This is a genomic window from Allobosea sp. TAB14 (genome assembly GCF_052113865.1).
GTDB classification, from domain to species: domain Bacteria; phylum Pseudomonadota; class Alphaproteobacteria; order Rhizobiales; family Beijerinckiaceae; genus Allobosea; species Allobosea spartocytisi.
Genome location: NZ_JBFRDQ010000088.1, coordinates 1 through 15605, shown reverse-complemented (window position 1 = coordinate 15605; position 15605 = coordinate 1). Strand labels below are relative to the sequence as shown.

The 15605-nt window shown below is 67.4% G+C and carries 14 protein-coding genes and 1 tRNA gene; 8 read left to right on the top strand and 7 right to left on the bottom strand.

The window, feature by feature from the left end:
- Positions 1–215 precede the first annotated feature (215 nt).
- Together AB4Y99_RS14830 and gph are read right to left on the bottom strand one after the other, a co-directional pair.
- A tRNA-Val gene (locus AB4Y99_RS14830) sits at positions 216–290 on the bottom strand.
- Positions 291–343: 53 nt separating this feature from the next.
- Entirely contained in the window at positions 344–1033 is a 690-nt protein-coding gene (gph, locus tag AB4Y99_RS14825) for a phosphoglycolate phosphatase (protein ID WP_441523843.1), read from the bottom strand.
- 186 nt (positions 1034–1219) lie between these two features.
- Between gph and AB4Y99_RS14820 the strand changes: the two genes are divergently transcribed.
- The 4 genes from AB4Y99_RS14820 to AB4Y99_RS14805 all read left to right on the top strand — a co-directional run bounded on the left by AB4Y99_RS14820 (position 1220) and on the right by AB4Y99_RS14805 (position 4257).
- Entirely contained in the window at positions 1220–1600 is a 381-nt protein-coding gene (locus AB4Y99_RS14820) for a hypothetical protein (RefSeq protein ID WP_081925338.1), read from the top strand.
- 141 nt (positions 1601–1741) lie between these two features.
- Complete coding sequence (rpiA, locus tag AB4Y99_RS14815) at positions 1742–2443, top strand: ribose-5-phosphate isomerase RpiA (RefSeq protein ID WP_441523842.1); 702 nt, start codon at positions 1742–1744, stop codon at positions 2441–2443.
- A 112-nt stretch (positions 2444–2555) separates the two neighbouring features.
- Positions 2556–3053: a DUF2059 domain-containing protein gene (locus AB4Y99_RS14810; RefSeq protein ID WP_038361780.1), complete on the top strand. Its 498-nt coding sequence runs from the start codon at positions 2556–2558 to the stop codon at positions 3051–3053.
- 160 nt (positions 3054–3213) lie between these two features.
- Entirely contained in the window at positions 3214–4257 is a 1044-nt protein-coding gene (locus AB4Y99_RS14805; protein ID WP_441523841.1) for an SDR family oxidoreductase, read from the top strand.
- Here AB4Y99_RS14805 and AB4Y99_RS14800 read toward each other — a convergent pair.
- The 3 genes from AB4Y99_RS14800 to AB4Y99_RS14790 all read right to left on the bottom strand — a co-directional run bounded on the left by AB4Y99_RS14800 (position 4238) and on the right by AB4Y99_RS14790 (position 7358).
- Positions 4238–5737 (bottom strand): tripartite tricarboxylate transporter permease, encoded by a 1500-nt coding sequence (locus AB4Y99_RS14800; protein ID WP_112764076.1) that lies wholly within the window; start codon positions 5735–5737, stop codon positions 4238–4240. The two genes, AB4Y99_RS14805 and AB4Y99_RS14800, sit on opposite strands and share 20 nt — an antisense overlap.
- Before the next feature lie 15 nt (positions 5738–5752).
- A complete protein-coding gene (locus AB4Y99_RS14795) occupies positions 5753–6232 on the bottom strand; it encodes a tripartite tricarboxylate transporter TctB family protein (protein WP_038362557.1) in 480 nt (159 codons plus the stop codon).
- Between the two features lie 160 nt (positions 6233–6392).
- A complete protein-coding gene (locus AB4Y99_RS14790; RefSeq protein ID WP_038361787.1) occupies positions 6393–7358 on the bottom strand; it encodes a Bug family tripartite tricarboxylate transporter substrate binding protein in 966 nt (321 codons plus the stop codon).
- Positions 7359–7638: 280 nt separating this feature from the next.
- On the opposite strand from AB4Y99_RS14790, the gene AB4Y99_RS14785 reads away from it, so the two are divergent.
- From AB4Y99_RS14785 to AB4Y99_RS14775, 3 genes are all read left to right on the top strand, one after another.
- On the top strand, positions 7639–8859 hold the full coding sequence (locus AB4Y99_RS14785) for an O-antigen ligase family protein (protein ID WP_441523840.1): 1221 nt from the start codon (positions 7639–7641) through the stop codon (positions 8857–8859).
- Between the two features lie 110 nt (positions 8860–8969).
- Positions 8970–10340 (top strand): glutathione-disulfide reductase, encoded by a 1371-nt coding sequence (gor, locus tag AB4Y99_RS14780; RefSeq protein ID WP_441523839.1) that lies wholly within the window; start codon positions 8970–8972, stop codon positions 10338–10340.
- A 387-nt stretch (positions 10341–10727) separates the two neighbouring features.
- The gene (locus tag AB4Y99_RS14775) at positions 10728–12113 is read left to right on the top strand and encodes a class II 3-deoxy-7-phosphoheptulonate synthase (protein ID WP_038361792.1); all 1386 of its coding nucleotides are present in this window, start codon (positions 10728–10730) and stop codon (positions 12111–12113) included.
- Positions 12114–12191: 78 nt separating this feature from the next.
- Here AB4Y99_RS14775 and AB4Y99_RS14770 read toward each other — a convergent pair whose 3' ends face one another.
- A complete protein-coding gene (locus tag AB4Y99_RS14770; RefSeq protein WP_441523838.1) occupies positions 12192–13052 on the bottom strand; it encodes an outer membrane protein in 861 nt (286 codons plus the stop codon).
- Between the two features lie 160 nt (positions 13053–13212).
- Here AB4Y99_RS14770 and gltX point away from each other — a divergent pair, with 160 nt between their 5' ends.
- The gene (gltX, locus tag AB4Y99_RS14765; RefSeq protein ID WP_441523837.1) at positions 13213–14553 is read left to right on the top strand and encodes a glutamate--tRNA ligase; all 1341 of its coding nucleotides are present in this window, start codon (positions 13213–13215) and stop codon (positions 14551–14553) included.
- 113 nt (positions 14554–14666) lie between these two features.
- Here the strand turns inward: gltX and AB4Y99_RS14760 are convergent.
- Positions 14667–15605, bottom strand: a 939-nt coding sequence (locus AB4Y99_RS14760; protein ID WP_441523836.1) for an MFS transporter, incomplete at its 5' end; no start/stop codon positions are given.

Here is a 15605-nt window from a genome sequence, read left to right as displayed (position 1 = left end):
GAGCGGCGTCGCGAGATTGCTGAAAACCCGGCGGCGCGATCCTTGATTCGAGGTGGTGCGGCACAGGCGGAAAACAAGGGAGCCGGGGGCGTTCCCGGTTCAATCCAGACTGCCGGCTCCGGAGACATCCAGCCTCTCGCCAAGCGCGATGACGCGCGCCCGCGCGGCGTCCTGCCGGGCAGTACGCAATCGAGGCGGGGACATCCGGGAAGAAATGGTGGGCGATACAGGGATCGAACCTGTGACCCCTCCCGTGTGAAGGGAGTGCTCTACCGCTGAGCTAATCGCCCGGACGGGCCTCTCCTAGTCGGCGCGCCCGGTGCCGTCAAGGACGGTTCTGCGCTCAGGACGCGATCGCCACCGGATCGAGGGCGCGCGCGACGGCGGCGGGAAGCTCGTCGAAATGCTGGATGATGAAATCCGGCTCCAGCGTCTCGATCGGCACGTCGGTATAGCCGAAGGGCACGCAGATCGAGGGGATGCCGGCAGCGCGGGCGGTTGCGATGTCGGTGCGCGAATCGCCGATCATCACGGCGCGCTTCGGATCGCCCTTCGCCGCCTCGATCGTCAGGGTGAGATGGCGCGGATCGGGCTTGAAGAAGGGGAAGGTGTCGCGCCCCGCCACCGAGGCGAAGCGGTCGGCGATGCCGAAATGGTCGAGGATCAGCCGCGTGTGCAGGATCGGCTTGTTGGTGCAGACGGCGAGCGCATAGCCCTCGCCGGTCAAGGCGTCCATCGCGCCGAGCACGCCGTCGAAGAGATGGCTGCTGGAGGCGACGTCCTGCGCGTAAATCGTCAGGAAGTCCTGGAAGAGGCGCTCCAGCGTCTCCGCGTCGAGCGGGCGGCCCGAGACCTTGAAGCCGCGCTCGATCAGCGCGCGCGCGCCCGCGCCGACCAGTTCGCGGGCCCGCTCATAGGGCAGGGCCGGCAGGCCTTCCCGCGTGAGGATGACGTTGAGCGTGCGCATGATGTCGGGCGCCGTCTCGGCCAGGGTGCCGTCGAGATCGAAGACGACGATGGGGGCGAGGCTCATGGTCGCGTTTTCCCTCAGGCCGACTGATCCGGCCGCATGGCGATCGCTTAAAGGTTTTTCGCTCCGGCTTGGCAAGCGCGTCGGGCGCAACCCGGCCAGACGCCACCTCAAATCCGCCCGGCAAGATGCTATCCTGCGCTCGATTCGCCGCAGGTCGGCGCGGCAGGGAACCTTGTGATGTCGAAGATGGTCGAGAAGCTGCCGCTGCGCGGCGCGCGCGCCCTGCGCTGGTCCTTCCTGTCGCTTGTCGTCGCCGGCCCCGCTTTCGCCGGCAATTTCGAGTTCGCGCCGGCGCCACAGAACGATCTCAACCGCGTCTACCGGATCGAGAGGGCGACAGGGGAGGTCGGCGCCTGCCAGTTCCAGCTTAAGGAAGGCGGTGTCGGCATCACCATCTGCTTCCCGGCCGGCGAAGGGGCGGGGCCGCAGACGCCGGGCGAATACGGGCTGATGCCCTCCCGCCACGAGAAGGAGGGCGGCATCTTCCGCGTCAACCTGCGCACCGGCGAGATGAGCATCTGCTACGTCTTCGACGACAAGACGGTGTGCACGCCCCAGGCGAAATAGCGCAGTGGCGGGCCGCAAGGCTGGACTTTAAAGGGCTGGACTCTCGCGCTCCGGCGCGGCAGGAGGGCGCCGTCATCCGTTGCGGATGGGTCTGACCTTCTCAAATCAACCACTCGCTCAAACCGACGCCCGGGCAGGACGATGAACGCCGACGAACTGAAGAAGCAGGCCGCCGCCCGCGCGCTCGACCTGGTGCGGCCCGGCATGCGGCTGGGGCTCGGAACGGGCTCGACCGCCAAGCATTTCGTCGATCTGCTCGGCCGGCGCGTGGCCGAGGGGCTCGAAATCATCTGCGTCGCGACCTCGGAGGCGACGCAGGCCCAGGCCCTCTCCCTGAACATCCCGATGTCGACCCTCGACGAGACGCCCGAACTCGACCTGACGGTCGACGGTGCCGACGAGGTCGATCCGCAACTGCGCCTGATCAAGGGCGGCGGCGCGGCATTGCTGCGCGAGAAGATCGTCGCGGCGGCTTCAGCGCGGATGATCGTCATCGCCGATGACGGCAAGCTCGTGCCGCGGCTCGGCCGCTTTCCCCTGCCGATCGAGGTCGTGCCCTTCGGGCTGGAGGCGACGCGGCGGGCGGTCGCGATTGCGATCGCGGCGTCCGGCGCGGCTGGAGAACTGAAGCTGCGCCTGCGTCCGGATGGAAGCACGCTCCTGACCGATGGCGGTCATTTCATCCTCGACGCCCATCTCGGCGCCATCGATCAGCCGGAATTGTTGGCTCAGGCTCTCAACACGGTTCCGGGCGTGGTCGAGCACGGCCTGTTTATCGGCCTCGCGACGGGGGCCATCCTGGCCGGCACCGAGGGGCTGAAGCTGCTCGGCCGGATCGAGTGATTCCATTCCGGCGCGATCCACGCTAAGGAACGCGCGAACGAGATCGGGCCGCGGGTCCGGAGGCGCAGCCGGGCTCCGGTCGGCTCCTCAACGACGAAGGGGTTTTGAACGTATGATCCGCCACTCTCTCGCCAGCGCGCTTCTGGGCCTGGCGCTCATCTGCGCCGCTCCCGCCTTCGCCCAGGCGCCGGCATTGGCGCCGAGCCATCTGCAGGCGGCCCGCGAGGTCATGACTCTGACCGGCGTCACGCAGAATATCGACAATATCTACCGCGAGTTCGAGGAGAGCGCAAAGCAGCTCATCGCGACGAGGCCGGAGGCGAAGAAGGACATGGAAGCCGTCGTCGCCGAGCTGAAGCCGGAGGCCGACAGGCGCGCCGAGGAGATGACGAAGACCGCCGCCGCGATCTTCGCCAGCAAGATGACCGAGGCCGATCTCAAGGCGGTTTCGGCCTTCTTCAACTCGGATGTCGGCAAGCGCTACACCAGCCTGCGCTCCGAGGCGATGCAGGCGCTTTTCAAGGAGCTCGAGCCCTGGAGCGTCCAGACCAGCAACTACCTGTTCGACCGCTTCTCGCAGGAGATGCGCAAGCGCGGTCATACGCTCTGACGCAGCCGTGCGGTGCGGCTCCGCACTGCAAGGAATTCGGAAAGGCCGGTGGATTATCCGCCGGCCTTTTTTCTTCGATGGCGGAGGGTTTATGTCCCTGAATGACTGCGAAGCACAGCGTGTTTGACCGCCCTTCCTCCCTGCGATGGAAAGACTCGGCATGACCCGCCAGACCGTTCTTGTGACAGGCGGCTCCGGCTTTCTCGCCGGCCATTGCATCCTCGCTTTGCTGAAGGCCGGCTACGACGTCCGCACGACCTTGCGCTCGCCGGCGCGCGAGGCCGGCCTGCGGGCCGCCCTGGCCGCTGCGGGAGCCGAGCTCGACGGGCGGCTTCAGGTCGTGATCGCTGATCTGACGGCCGATGCGGGCTGGGACGCGGCCGTCGCGGGCTGCTCCCATGTGCTGCATGTCGCGTCGCCGCTTCTGACGGCGGCGCCGCGCGACGAGGACGAGCTGATCAAGCCGGCCCGCGAAGGCAGCTTGCGCGTGCTGCGCGCCGCGCATCGCGCCGGCATCCGGCGCGTGGTCCTGACCTCGTCCTTCGCTGCGATCGGCTATGGGCGCCCGCTCGACCACCCCTATGACGAGCGCGACTGGACCGATCCCGCCGCACCGGGGCTCGCCGCCTATCCGAAATCGAAGACGCTGGCCGAGAAGGCCGCCTGGGATTTCGTCGATGGCGAGGGGCAGGGGCTGGAGCTCGCCGTCGTCAACCCGGTCGGCATCTTCGGCCCGCTGCTCGGGCCGGATCTCTCGGCCTCGATCGTGCTGATCCGGACCATGCTCGAGGGCAAGCTCCGCGCGGTGCCGCAGCTCATGTTCGGCGTGGTCGACGTGCGCGATGTCGCCGAGCTGCATCTGCGCGCGATGACCGACCCTGCCGCCGCCGGCGAGCGCTTCCTGGCCACGGCCGGCGACTTCATGACGATGCGGGCCATCGCCGAGGCGCTGAAGGCGGGGCTCGGCCAGCGCGCAGACCGCGTCTCGACCGTCGTGCTGCCGAACTGGCTGGTGCGCCTCGTCGCCCGCTTCAGCGCTACGGCGCGTCAGGCTGCGACGCCCGAGCTCGGACGGAAGAAGACCGCGACGAGCGCCAAGGCGATCGCCATGCTCGGCTGGCAGCCGCGACCGGCGGCGGAAGCGCTGGTCGCGACCGGGGAGAGCCTGTTCAGGCTCGGCCTGGTCAGTCCTCCGAGGCCTTGAACCGGTTCAGCCCCTTCATCGCGAAGGGTGCGATTAGGGCGAGCGCGGCGATGCCGAGCAGCGTCGCCGAGATCGGGTTCTCCAGCAGGATCATCGGGTCGCCGAGGCTGATCTGCAGGGCGCGCCGCAATTGCTGCTCCGCCATCGGCCCGAGGATGAGCCCGACCACCATCGGCGCGACCGGATAATCGTAGCGCCTCATCAGATAGCCGATGAAGCCGAAGATGAAGAGCATGGCGAGCTCGACCGGCGAGCCGTTGACCGCGAGCGTGCCCATCGTCGCGAAGACGACGATGCCGGCATAGAGCCAGGGCTGCGGGATCGCCAGCAGCCTGACCCAGAGCCCGATCAGGGGCAGGTTCAGGATCACCAGCATGACGTTGGCGATGAACAGCGAGGCGATCAGGCCCCAGACCAGGTCCGGCTTCTCGGCGAAGAGCAGCGGGCCGGGGTTGAGCCCGTATTGCTGGAAGCCCGCCAGCATGATCGCGGCGGTCGCCGAGGTCGGCAGGCCGAGCGTCAACAACGGCACCAGCGTGCCGGCGGCGGAGGCGTTGTTGGCGGCTTCCGGCCCCGCGACGCCCTCGATCGCGCCCTTGCCGAATTCGTCGGGATATTTGCAGAGCCGCTTCTCGGTCGAGTAGCTGAGGAAGGTCGGCACCTCCGCGCCGCCGGCGGGCAGCGCGCCGATCGGGAAGCCGAAGGCGGTGCCGCGCAACCACGGCGCCCAGGAGCGCTTCCAGTCCTGCTTGGTCATCCAGAGCGAGCCCTTGATCGGGATGATCTCCTCCGGAGCGTGGGAGCGCTTGGAGGCGACGTAGAAAGCCTCGCCCACCGCGAACAGGCCGACGGCCAGCGTGGTCACCTCAACGCCGTTGAGCAGCTCCGGCACGCCGAAGGTCAGGCGGGCCTGCCCGGTCAGCTTGTCGATGCCGATGAGGCCGAGCGCGATGCCGATGAACAGGCTGGTCAGCCCGCGCAGCGGCGAGTCGCCGAAGGTCGCCGAGACCGTGACGAAGGCGACGATCATCAGCGCGAAATAGTCCCAGGGGCCGAATTTCACCGCGACCTCGACCAGCCACGGCGCCAGGAAGGCGAGGCCGATTGTCGCGATCAGGCCGGCGACGAAGGAGCCGATGGCGGACGTCGCCAGCGCCGGGCCGCCGCGCCCCGCCTTGGCCATCTTCGAGCCTTCGAGCGCGGTGGCCAGCGAGGCGCTCTCGCCCGGCGCATTGAGCAGGATCGCGGTGGTCGAGCCGCCATACATGCCGCCGTAATAGATGCCGGCGAACATGATGAGCGAGCCGGCGGGGTCAAGCTTGAAGGTGACCGGCAGCAGGAGCGCGACCGTCAGCGCCGGGCCGATGCCGGGCAGCACCCCGACCGCGGTGCCGAGAAAGACGCCGATCAGGCAGAACAGCAGCTTCGAGGGTTCGAGCGCGACCGTGAAGCCGTGGAGAAGCGAAAGCAGCGTTTCCATCGTATCCGGCCCGCCTCAGAGGAAGAGTTGTTCGAGCGGTCCCGCCGGCAAAATCAGCGTCAGGACCTTGGCGAAGACGAGGAAGATTGCGAGGCCGAGCACGAAGCCGATCGCGGCATCGACGGCAAGCGCCCGCCGCCCCATGCCGCGCGCCGTGCAGGCGAAGACGACCGCGATGGCGATGACGAAGCCGCCGCCGAGCCCGATGCAGGCGATCAGGAAGATGAGCCCGCCCGCGATCCAGAGCAGGGCCGTACCGTCGGCAGCATCGGGCTTCGGCAGCCCTTCGCGGAAGGCGACGACGAAATGCGCCAGCCCGAGAATGGTCAATCCGGCAGCCACGACATAGGGCATGGCGGTGGGGCCGACGCCGTAATTCGACGTGATGGTCTGCTGCGAGGCGTCATAGCCGATCAGGGCGGCGACGATCAGCAGCAGCACGCCCACGATCAGGGCCGGTTTGTCGGCGCCTTGCGTGCGGGTCTCGTTCGTCATGGCGTTCCCCTGGTGGAGGCTGGCGCCTTCGCGCATTGTTGGGCGAAGCGGCTCCGGTTCGCGCGGCGACAAGGCGACGGGAGAAGAGTTGGAGGCGCTTCTGGCGTTGAGAAAGGGGCCGGTTGCCCGGCCCCCCGAGATATCGACGGTGCCGGTCGGTTTACTTCACCAGCCCGACTTCGGTCATCACCTTGGAGACGCGCTCGATCTCGCCCTTCAGGAAGCTGTCGAAGGCGGCGCCGGCCAGGAAGGAATCGTCCCAGCCTCGGGCCTTGAGGATCTCCTGCCACTCCTTCGACTTGACCATCTTCTCGACCGTGTCGGTCAGAGCCTTGGTCTGCTCGGCCGAGAGGCCGGGAGGAGCGACGACGGAGCGCCAGTTCAGCAGCTCGAGCTCGATGCCCTGTTCCTTGAGGGTCGGGGCGTCCGGCGCGTTTTCGAGGCGCTTGCCCGAGGAGACCGCGAGCACGCGCAGCTTGCCGGCCTTGATCTGGCCCTCGAACTCGCCATAGCCGGAGACGCCGGCGGTGACGCGCCCGCCGAGCATGGCAGCCAGGGCCTCGCCGCCGCCCGAGAATGGGATGTAGTTGATCTTCTTGGCGTCCGCTCCGACCGCCTGCGCGAACAGCGCGGCGAGGATGTGGTCGGTGCCGCCGGCCGAGCCGCCGGCCCAAGTCACCTTGGCCGGGTCGGCCTTCAGGCGCTCGGCCAGGTCCTTGGCGCTCTTGAGCGGCGACTCCGTCGGCACGACGATGACCTCGGCCTCGGCGGTGAGGCGGGCGATCGGCGTCACCTGCGTCAGGTTGACCGGCGACTTGTTGAGCAGGATCGCGCCGACCATGACGAAGCCGTTGACCATCAGCTGATGGCCGTCGCCCTTCGCGCCGATGAGCTGGGAGAGGCCGATGGTGCCGCCGGCGCCGGTGACGTTGTTGACCTGCACGCTCTTGACGATCCCGGCCGCGGTCAGCGCCTGCTGCATCGAGCGCGCGGTGCCGTCCCAGCCGCCGCCGGGAGCTGCCGGAGCCATGATCTTGAGCTCGCTCACCTGGGCGAAGGCTGCCGTCGAGAGCGCCGCGAGGGCCACGGCCGCAAGGGCGCCGCGCTTGAGGACCGATGTCAGCATGGATTTCCTCCGCTGTGCGGCTTTGCCGCGAGTTTTTTAGGGTTGCCTTTGCCCTGTGGCACCATGCCGCTCCAGGCGTCAATTGCGCCTGATTACATAATCGGATGACATGATTTCGGGTCGAACCGGCAGGTTTTCCGAAGTTCTACGTCTTTCGTCGCAGGCGCCGTGTCAGCGGAAGGCAAAGGCGGGGCTTGCAACCACGCCTCTGGCGAAGATCGGCCCGATCGCGTAATCGCAGCCCATGAGCCAGCCCCGCCTTCCAGTCGGCCAGGAAGCCGTGTCGACTTCCTCGCTTCTCTCCACCCGTCTCGTGGCGGCCGGCTCGGCGCTGATGGTGCTGATGCCGCTGGCGATGTGGCTCGCCAATCGCTCCGCGCCGCTGATGCTCGGCCTCGGCGCCGTGACCTTCATCGCCGCTGCTGTCGCGGTGGGCCGGACGGGCGAAGTCGTCGCGCGCTTGCGGAACCTGCTCGCGACACCGCTGGGGCTGGCGCTGGCCGCCTTCCTCGCCTGGGCCCTTCTCTCGATCCTGTGGAGCCACAGGCCGGCGGCCTCCTTGCGGGCCTGGGCGGAGCTTGTGCTGCCGGCGGTCTTCGCGCTCGCGATTGCGGCTTCGGGCCGGTTCAGGCCGCAGCCCGCATGGCTGCGCGCGCTTGCGGTCGCGATCATCCTCGCCAGCCTGCTGGCCATGGTCGAGCTCGCCTCCGGGCTGTCGCAACGGGCCGAGCTCGGCATCGGAAAGCTGATGAGCTTCGTCTTCAATCGCCCCGCCATCACGGCGCTGGTGCTGGCCGTGCCCACGATCCATGGTCTCTGGCATATGCCGGCCGCGCGCCGCTCCGACCGGATCCTGGCAGTCCTGCTCGGACTGACCGTGGCCGCATTGGCGCTACGCTCGGAGAGCGCTTCGGCGCGGCTCGGCGTCGCGGTCTGCCTCGTCTGCTGGGTCGCGTCGGCCTACTGGCCGCGCCTGATGCTGACGGCCGCCGCGATCGGGCTCGTCCTGACCATGGCGATGGCGCCGGTTCTCGGCCTTGCCGCCCATAACTGGCTACCCTCGGTGATCCTGAACCGTTTCGCTGTCATGACCGGGCAGGCTCGTATCGATATCTGGCAGAGTTTCGGCGAGGTGGTGCGGGTACGGCCGATCGCCGGCGCCGGCTTCGGCACCTCGGCCAGCATGGACCGGCATCCGGTGGCGGCCGAGGTGGCGCCGGAGCATAGGGTGCTCCTGGGCGTGGGGCACCCTCACGACATGCCGTTGCAGGCATGGGTCGAGACCGGAGCGATCGGGGCGGGCATTCTGCTTGCGGCAGGCCTGCTTCTGCTGGCGCGATTGCGCCGGCTGCCGGCGCGGGAGATGGCGCCGCGCCTCACGCTCTTCGCCGCTGCCTTTGCGATTTCGGTCGTCGGGCACGGTGCCTGGCAAGGCTGGTGGATTGCCGTTCTGGGAGCCGGGATCCTCTGGTTCGGTCCGGGCGCGGCCGCGCGACGATAGCATCGGACCGAAAAGTGGAATGCACTTTTCGGAATGATCCGATGCGATAACAAATGGATGGATCATCGTGACTGCGTCCTGTCGGAAGCGCGATGGTCTAGGAGAAGACCATGGCTGAGTACGACGTCGATCTCTTCGTCATCGGGGCCGGCTCCGGCGGCACGCGTGCGGCGCGCATCGCGGCGGGCCATGGCGCCCGCGTGATGATCGCGGAGGAAGACCGGATCGGCGGCACCTGCGTCATCCGCGGCTGCGTGCCGAAGAAGCTCTTCGTCTATGCCAGCCGCTTCACCGAGGATTTTGAGGACGCGGCCGGCTTCGGCTGGACGCTTCCCGCAAAGCCGTCCTTCGACTGGCCGACGCTGCGCGACGCCGTGGCCAACGAGGTCACGCGCCTGTCCGGGCTCTATCGCAAGGGGCTCGAGGGCGCGAAGGCCGAAATCCGTGAGGAGCGGGCCGTCATCGAGGGACCGCATGAGGTCCGCCTGCAGAAGAGCGGGCAACTGGTCCGCGCCCGCCACATCCTCGTTGCAACCGGCGGCTGGCCCTCCTTCGATCCGCCGATCCCCGGCGGCGAGCTTGGCATTTCCTCGAACGAGGTCTTCCACCTGCCGGTGCTGCCGAAGCGCATGCTCGTCGTCGGTGGCGGCTATATCGCGCTCGAATTCGCCAGCCTTTTCGCCCGGCTCGGCGTCGCGGTGACGCTCCTGCACCGGGGCGACAACATCCTGCGCGGCTTCGACGAGGACATCCGCACCCGCCTGCGCGACGCGCTGAAGGAGGCCGGCATCACCTTCCGCCTCGGTTGTACCGTCGAGCGCATCGAAGAACTGCCGGACGGCAGCCGCCGCGCCCATTGCGCGACGGGCGCACCGATCGAGGCCGATGTCGTTCTGGTCGCGACCGGGCGCCGTCCCAACACCAAGGGGCTCGGGCTGGAAAAGGTCGGAGCCGAGCTCGGACCGCTCGGCGAGGTCGTCGTGGACGCCGCCTCGACCAGCAGCGTGCCGTCGATCCACGCGGTCGGCGACGTCACCAATAGGGTGAACCTGACCCCGGTCGCGATCCGCGAGGGCCATGCCTTCGCCGACACGGTTTTCGGCAACAAGCCCTGGACGGTCGATCACGGGATCATCGCCTCGGCCGTCTTCACCACGCCTGAGGTTGGCACGGTCGGTCTCAGCGAGGAGCAGGCTCTCGCCGCCGGCCATGAATTGCGTGTCTTCGAGTCCAATTTCCGCCCGATGAAGGCGACGATCTCCGGCCGGCACGAGCGCATCTACATGAAGCTCGTCGTCGACGCGAAGACCGACAAGATGCTGGGCGTCCACATCCTCGGCCACGATGCCGGCGAGATCATCCAGGCGGTGGCCATCGCGGTGACGATGGGCGCGACCAAGGCGGATTTCGACCGCACCGTCGCGCTGCATCCCAGCGCGGCCGAGGAACTGGTGACGATGCGCACGCCGAGGGCGGGGTAGGGCTATCGATCGTCTCGCGGAACCACGTCGTCATCCCGGGCCTGTCCCGGGATCCATCGAAAGGCGCAGCGCTCGACGATGGATCCCGGATCTCCGCTTCGCTCCGTCCGGGATGACGCGCGTTTCTGGGACAGCACTGCCAGTAGAGTTTCTGCGGCTACGGTTGAATCAGCCTGTGAAGCGCCTGAATCAGCATGGCAACCGGCGTTGCTATCCCGTTGCGGGGAAGCGGCTTTTCGATCCCGTGTGACGCTGGGCCGGGCAGCCCGCTGCAGGGGCTGCCGCCAGACGATGGCCATTCCGCGAGCTTGGGTGTATAGCCGCCCCTTCGCGCCATGAAGAGGTTGATGATGCGCGATCTTCGAAAGATCAGGAGCACGTAGTCCCATGTCCGAGCGGTGGACGCCAGAGAGCTGGAGGGCCAAGCCCGCCCAGCAGATTCCGGATTATCCGGACCAGGCAGCCTTGAAGGCGGTCGAGCAGCAGCTCGCCGGCTTTCCGCCGCTCGTTTTTGCAGGCGAGGCGCGCAAGCTCAAACGGGCGTTGGGCAAGGTCGCGGCCGGCGAGGCCTTCCTCCTTCAGGGCGGTGACTGCGCCGAGAGCTTCGCCGAGCACTCGGCCGACAACATCCGCGACTTCTTCCGGCTGTTCCTGCAGATGGCGGTGGTGCTGACCTTCGCTGGCGGCTCGCCGGTGGTGAAGGTCGGGCGCATCGCCGGGCAGTTCGCCAAGCCGCGCTCGGCGCCGAACGAGAAGATCGGCGATGTCGAGCTTCCCAGCTACAAGGGCGACATCGTCAACGACATCGCCTTCACGGAAGAGGCGCGCATCCCCGATCCGCGCCGCCAGCTCGAGGCCTACAGGCAGTCGGCCGCGACGCTGAACCTGATCCGCGCCTTCGCGACGGGCGGCTACGCCAATCTCGACAACGCGCATCGCTGGATGCTCGGCTTCGTCAAGGACAGCCCGTCTTCGCATCGCTACCAGGAAGTGGCCGAGCGCATCACCGAGGCGCTCGACTTCATGCGCGCCATCGGCATCGACCCGGAGACCCATCCGGAGATGCGCACGACCGACTTCTACACCAGCCACGAGGCGCTGCTGCTCGGCTACGAGCAGGCGATGACCCGTACCGACTCGACGACCGGCGAGTGGTACGACACCTCCGGCCACATGGTCTGGATCGGCGACCGCACGCGCCAGCTCGACCACGCCCATGTCGAGTTCTTCCGCGGCATCAAGAACCCGATCGGCCTGAAATGCGGCCCCTCGACCACGGTCGACGGTCTGCTCAAGCTGATCGAAGTGCTCGATCCGCAGAACCAGCCGGGCCGGCTGACGCTGATCGGCCGCTTCGGCGCCGACAAGGTCTTCGACAACCTGCCCGCGCTGGTGCGTGCCACCAAGCGGGAAGGGCGCAATGTCGTCTGGTCCTGCGACCCGATGCACGGCAACACGGTCAAGGCGGCGAGCGGCTACAAGACGCGGCCCTTCGACCTGATCATGACCGAGGTGAAGAACTTCTTCGCCGTCCATCAGGCCGAGGGCAGCCATGCCGGCGGCCTGCATCTGGAGATGACCGGCAAGAACGTCACCGAATGCACCGGTGGTGCGCGCGGTATGACCGATGCGGATCTCAACGACCGCTACCACACGGTCTGCGATCCCCGCCTCAATGCCGAGCAGGCGCTGGAATTGGCCTTCCTCGTCGCCGAGCTGGTCAAGCGCGAGCGGGCCGGGCGGGCGCGTCCCGAGGTCGAGGCGGCCGAATAAACCGCCTCTCCGTCAGACGAAAATGGAAAAGGCCGGGACTGATGTCCCGGCCTTTTTCGTTGCGGCAGGAGGATGCCGTCAGAACTTCACGCCCATCGCGGCCCGGGCGGTGTTGATCGTCGTCGTCGTGCCCTCGACATCTGCGAAGCGGATGAGCTGGTATTCGCCGCGCAGGAAGATGTTCTCGGTCAGCGCCCAGTCGACACCGCCGCCCACCGCCAAGCCGAAGCCGTAGACGTTCTTCTTAGTCGCGCCGACGGTGAGGGGATAGCCATTGGCCTGTCCCTGATAGATTGCTCCAGTCACCGGATTGGTCTGAGTCAGATAGTTGGTGGCAGTGACCGTGGACGTCGTATTGAAGCGGCCGACCGCGCCGCCGATCGTAGCGAAGGGCATGAAGCTGCCGAAGGCCCAACCCATGCGCAGACGGGCCGTCGCATAGTCTTCGAGCTTTGCACCCTGGTTCGTCGACAGTGTGAAATCGTTGACGGTGCCGTCGGGCGTCACGGCACGCCGGGCGATGTAGTCGTCGATCTGATAGGTGTGGCCGGAACGGGTATAGTCAGCCTCGAAACCCAAGACGGCATCACCGAACGCCCAGTTGTAGCCCAAAAAGCCGAAATAGGTGGCCCCGCTATCGCTCTTTTCGGGCAGGTTATTGACCAGGCTGCCCATATCGATTTGCTGGCCTAGCGTCGTATTGCGGAAGGCGAAGCGGGCGAGATCCTGCAATCCCGTGCCGGGCTTGAACTTGGTGTCGGACACGCCGGCGCCGCCGCCGAAATAGAAACCGTTCCAGTTAATGCTCGTCGGCGCCTGCGGCATGTCCTCGATCTGCGAGCCGCGCAGCACCGGATAATCGGCCGCGAAGGCCGGCGCGCCCAGTCCCGCGACAAGAGCAAAGGAACCGACCACGCGCGTGACGGAACGGAGGCGCATCCTGATCTCCCCGGCAGCGGTACGGTCTGGCTCCGTTCTGCCCTGCCTGGGAGCGATTCATGCCTTGGTAACCCTAATAACGGGTTAACAGCCTAAGGTTGCAGGCGCCTTATCAGACGAGCGATTGTCGCCCGGGGCCAAAAGCGCCATAAGCCGCGTCATGACAACGTCTCTGGTCCGCTTCGCGCCGTCGCCCACCGGCTATCTGCATATCGGAAACGCCCGGCCGGCGCTGTTCAACTGGCTGTTCGCCCGCCGCCATCACGGCCGTTTCCTGCTGCGCTACGACGACACCGACATCGCGCGCTCGAAACCGGAATATGCCGAAGCCATCGCCGAGGATCTCGGCTGGCTCGGCATCGTGCCCGATCAGGTCATCTGGCAGTCGCAGCGCCTGGCGATCTATGACGCGGCGGCGGAGCGCCTGCGCGCCGCGGGGCGGCTCTATGCCTGCTACGAGACGCCCGACGAGCTCGATCGCCGCCGCAAGCGCCAGCTCGCCCGCGGCCTGCCGCCGATCTACGATCGTGCCGCGCTGAAGCTCACCGCCGAGCAGAAGGCGGCCTTCGAGGCGGAGGGGCGCAAGCCGCATTGGCGCTTCCTGCTGGAGGCGCGCGAGGTGGCGTGGGACGATCTCGTGCGCGGCCCCTCCCATGTCGACTGCGCCTCGCTCTCCGATCCGGTTCTGGTGCGCGAGGACGGCAGCTATCTCTACACGCTGCCCTCCGTCGTCGACGATATCGAGACCGGCGTGAGCCATGTCATCCGCGGCGAGGACCACGTCACCAACACGGCGGTTCAGGCGCAGATCTTCGAGGCACTGGGCGCGAGCCTGCCGGTCTTCGGCCACCACAACTTGCTGACCACGGCGAGCGGAGAGGGGCTTTCGAAGCGCCTCGGCCATCTCTCGCTGCGGGGCTTGCGCGACTCCGGCGTCGAGGCGCTGGCCGTCGCGGCGCTGGCCGTGCTGGTCGGGACCTCCGACGCGGTGCGTCCCGTTACGAGCCTCGACGAACTCGCCGGTCTCGTCGAGTTGGCCCATGTCTCGCGCGCTCCGGCCAAGTTCGACGAGCACGAGCTCGAGGCGCTGAGCGCCCGCACGCTGCACCAGATGCCCTTCGCGGCGGTCGCCGATCGGCTCGCGGCCATCGGCGTCGCTGGCGGGGAGCCGTTCTGGCTGGCCGTGCGCGGCAACCTGACGAAACTCGACGAGGCGAAGCTCTGGTGGCAGGTCGTGGCGGGGGCGATCACACCCGTCATCGCCGATCCGGCTTTCGCGGCGAAGGCGGCCGAGCTGCTGCCGCCGGAGCCTTTCGACGGCACGAGCTGGAAGAGCTGGACCAAAGCCGTCGCGGCAGCGACGGGGGCGAAGGGCAAGGGGCTGTTCATGCCGCTGCGCCAGGCGCTGACCGGCCTTGACCATGGGCCGGAACTGGCAGCCCTCTTGCCGCTGGTCGGGCGGGAGAAGGCGCTGAAGCGGCTGGCCGGCGAGAGCGCCTGATACCCGCCGTCATTCTCGGGCCGCGTCAGCGGACCCGAGAATCTCGTTCGGGATAGGAGCTGGTTTCCGAGATGCTCGGGTCAGGCCCGACCATGACGGCAGAGAGCCGCCCCTCACTCGTGCCGGTGCATCGCCGAGGCGTGCTTGGTGTCGCGCATCAGCGCGTAGACCAGGAACGACAGGAAGATGATGCCGGCGAGATAGTAGTAGAACCACTGCTCGTGGCCCTGCTGCTTGAAGAACAGGGCGATGGCCGGCGCCGTGCCGCCGAAGATCGAGACGGTCAGCGCATAGGGCACGGCGACGCCGGTGGCGCGCACCGAGGTCGGGAACAGCTCGGCCTTCACCACCGCGTTGATCGAGGTGTAGCCGGCGGTGAAGATCCAGGCGCCGCAGATCAGCAGGAACGCGATCCAGGGGGATTTCGTGCCGGAAAGCGTGGTCAGGATCGGCACGGTGAGCAGCGTGCCGGCGATGCCGAAGAACATCAGCACCGGCTTGCGGCCGATCCGGTCGGAGATCGCGCCATAGACGGGCTGCAGGATCGCCGCGAAGATCAGAGAGCCGGCGATGACATAGGTGGTGACGATGTCGGAGAGGCCGACCGTCTGCTTCACGAAGGTCTGCATATAGGTGGTGAAGGTGTAGAAGGCGGCGGTGCCGCCGGCGGTGAGGCCGACCACGATCGCGACCTCGCGCGGATATTTCAACAGGCCACGCAGCGAGCTTTCGCGCTTCATCGTGCCCTTGGCGGCTTCGAAGGCCTCGGTCTCCTGCATATGCCGCCGCATGAACATGGCGGTGACGGCGAGGACGGCGCCTATGATGAAGGGGATGCGCCAGCCCCAGGCGACGAGCTGCTCATGCGTCAGGAAGACGTTCTGGAGCAGCAGCAGCACCAGGATGGCGGTGAGCTGGCCGCCGATCAGCGTCACATACTGGAAGCTCGAATAGAAGCCGCGATGTTCGGGGTCGGCGATCTCGGTGAGATAGGTCGCGCTCGCCCCGTATTCGCCGCCGAGGCTGAGGCCTTCGATGATGCGGGCGAGAGC

Excerpts from the sequence above, each read along its gene's own strand:
- gph (WP_441523843.1), bottom strand. The coding sequence starts at position 1,033 with ATGAGCCTCGCCCCCATCGTCGTCTTCGATCTCGACGGCACCCTGGCC.
- AB4Y99_RS14820 (WP_081925338.1), top strand. The coding sequence starts at position 1,220 with ATGGTCGAGAAGCTGCCGCTGCGCGGCGCGCGCGCCCTGCGCTGGTCC.
- rpiA (WP_441523842.1), top strand. The coding sequence starts at position 1,742 with ATGAACGCCGACGAACTGAAGAAGCAGGCCGCCGCCCGCGCGCTCGAC.
- AB4Y99_RS14810 (WP_038361780.1), top strand. The coding sequence starts at position 2,556 with ATGATCCGCCACTCTCTCGCCAGCGCGCTTCTGGGCCTGGCGCTCATC.
- AB4Y99_RS14805 (WP_441523841.1), top strand. The coding sequence starts at position 3,214 with ATGACCCGCCAGACCGTTCTTGTGACAGGCGGCTCCGGCTTTCTCGCC.
- AB4Y99_RS14800 (WP_112764076.1), bottom strand. The coding sequence starts at position 5,737 with ATGGAAACGCTGCTTTCGCTTCTCCACGGCTTCACGGTCGCGCTCGAA.
- AB4Y99_RS14795 (WP_038362557.1), bottom strand. The coding sequence starts at position 6,232 with ATGACGAACGAGACCCGCACGCAAGGCGCCGACAAACCGGCCCTGATC.
- AB4Y99_RS14790 (WP_038361787.1), bottom strand. The coding sequence starts at position 7,358 with ATGCTGACATCGGTCCTCAAGCGCGGCGCCCTTGCGGCCGTGGCCCTC.
- gor (WP_441523839.1), top strand. The coding sequence starts at position 8,970 with ATGGCTGAGTACGACGTCGATCTCTTCGTCATCGGGGCCGGCTCCGGC.
- AB4Y99_RS14775 (WP_038361792.1), top strand. The coding sequence starts at position 10,728 with ATGTCCGAGCGGTGGACGCCAGAGAGCTGGAGGGCCAAGCCCGCCCAG.
- AB4Y99_RS14770 (WP_441523838.1), bottom strand. The coding sequence starts at position 13,052 with ATGCGCCTCCGTTCCGTCACGCGCGTGGTCGGTTCCTTTGCTCTTGTC.
- gltX (WP_441523837.1), top strand. The coding sequence starts at position 13,213 with ATGACAACGTCTCTGGTCCGCTTCGCGCCGTCGCCCACCGGCTATCTG.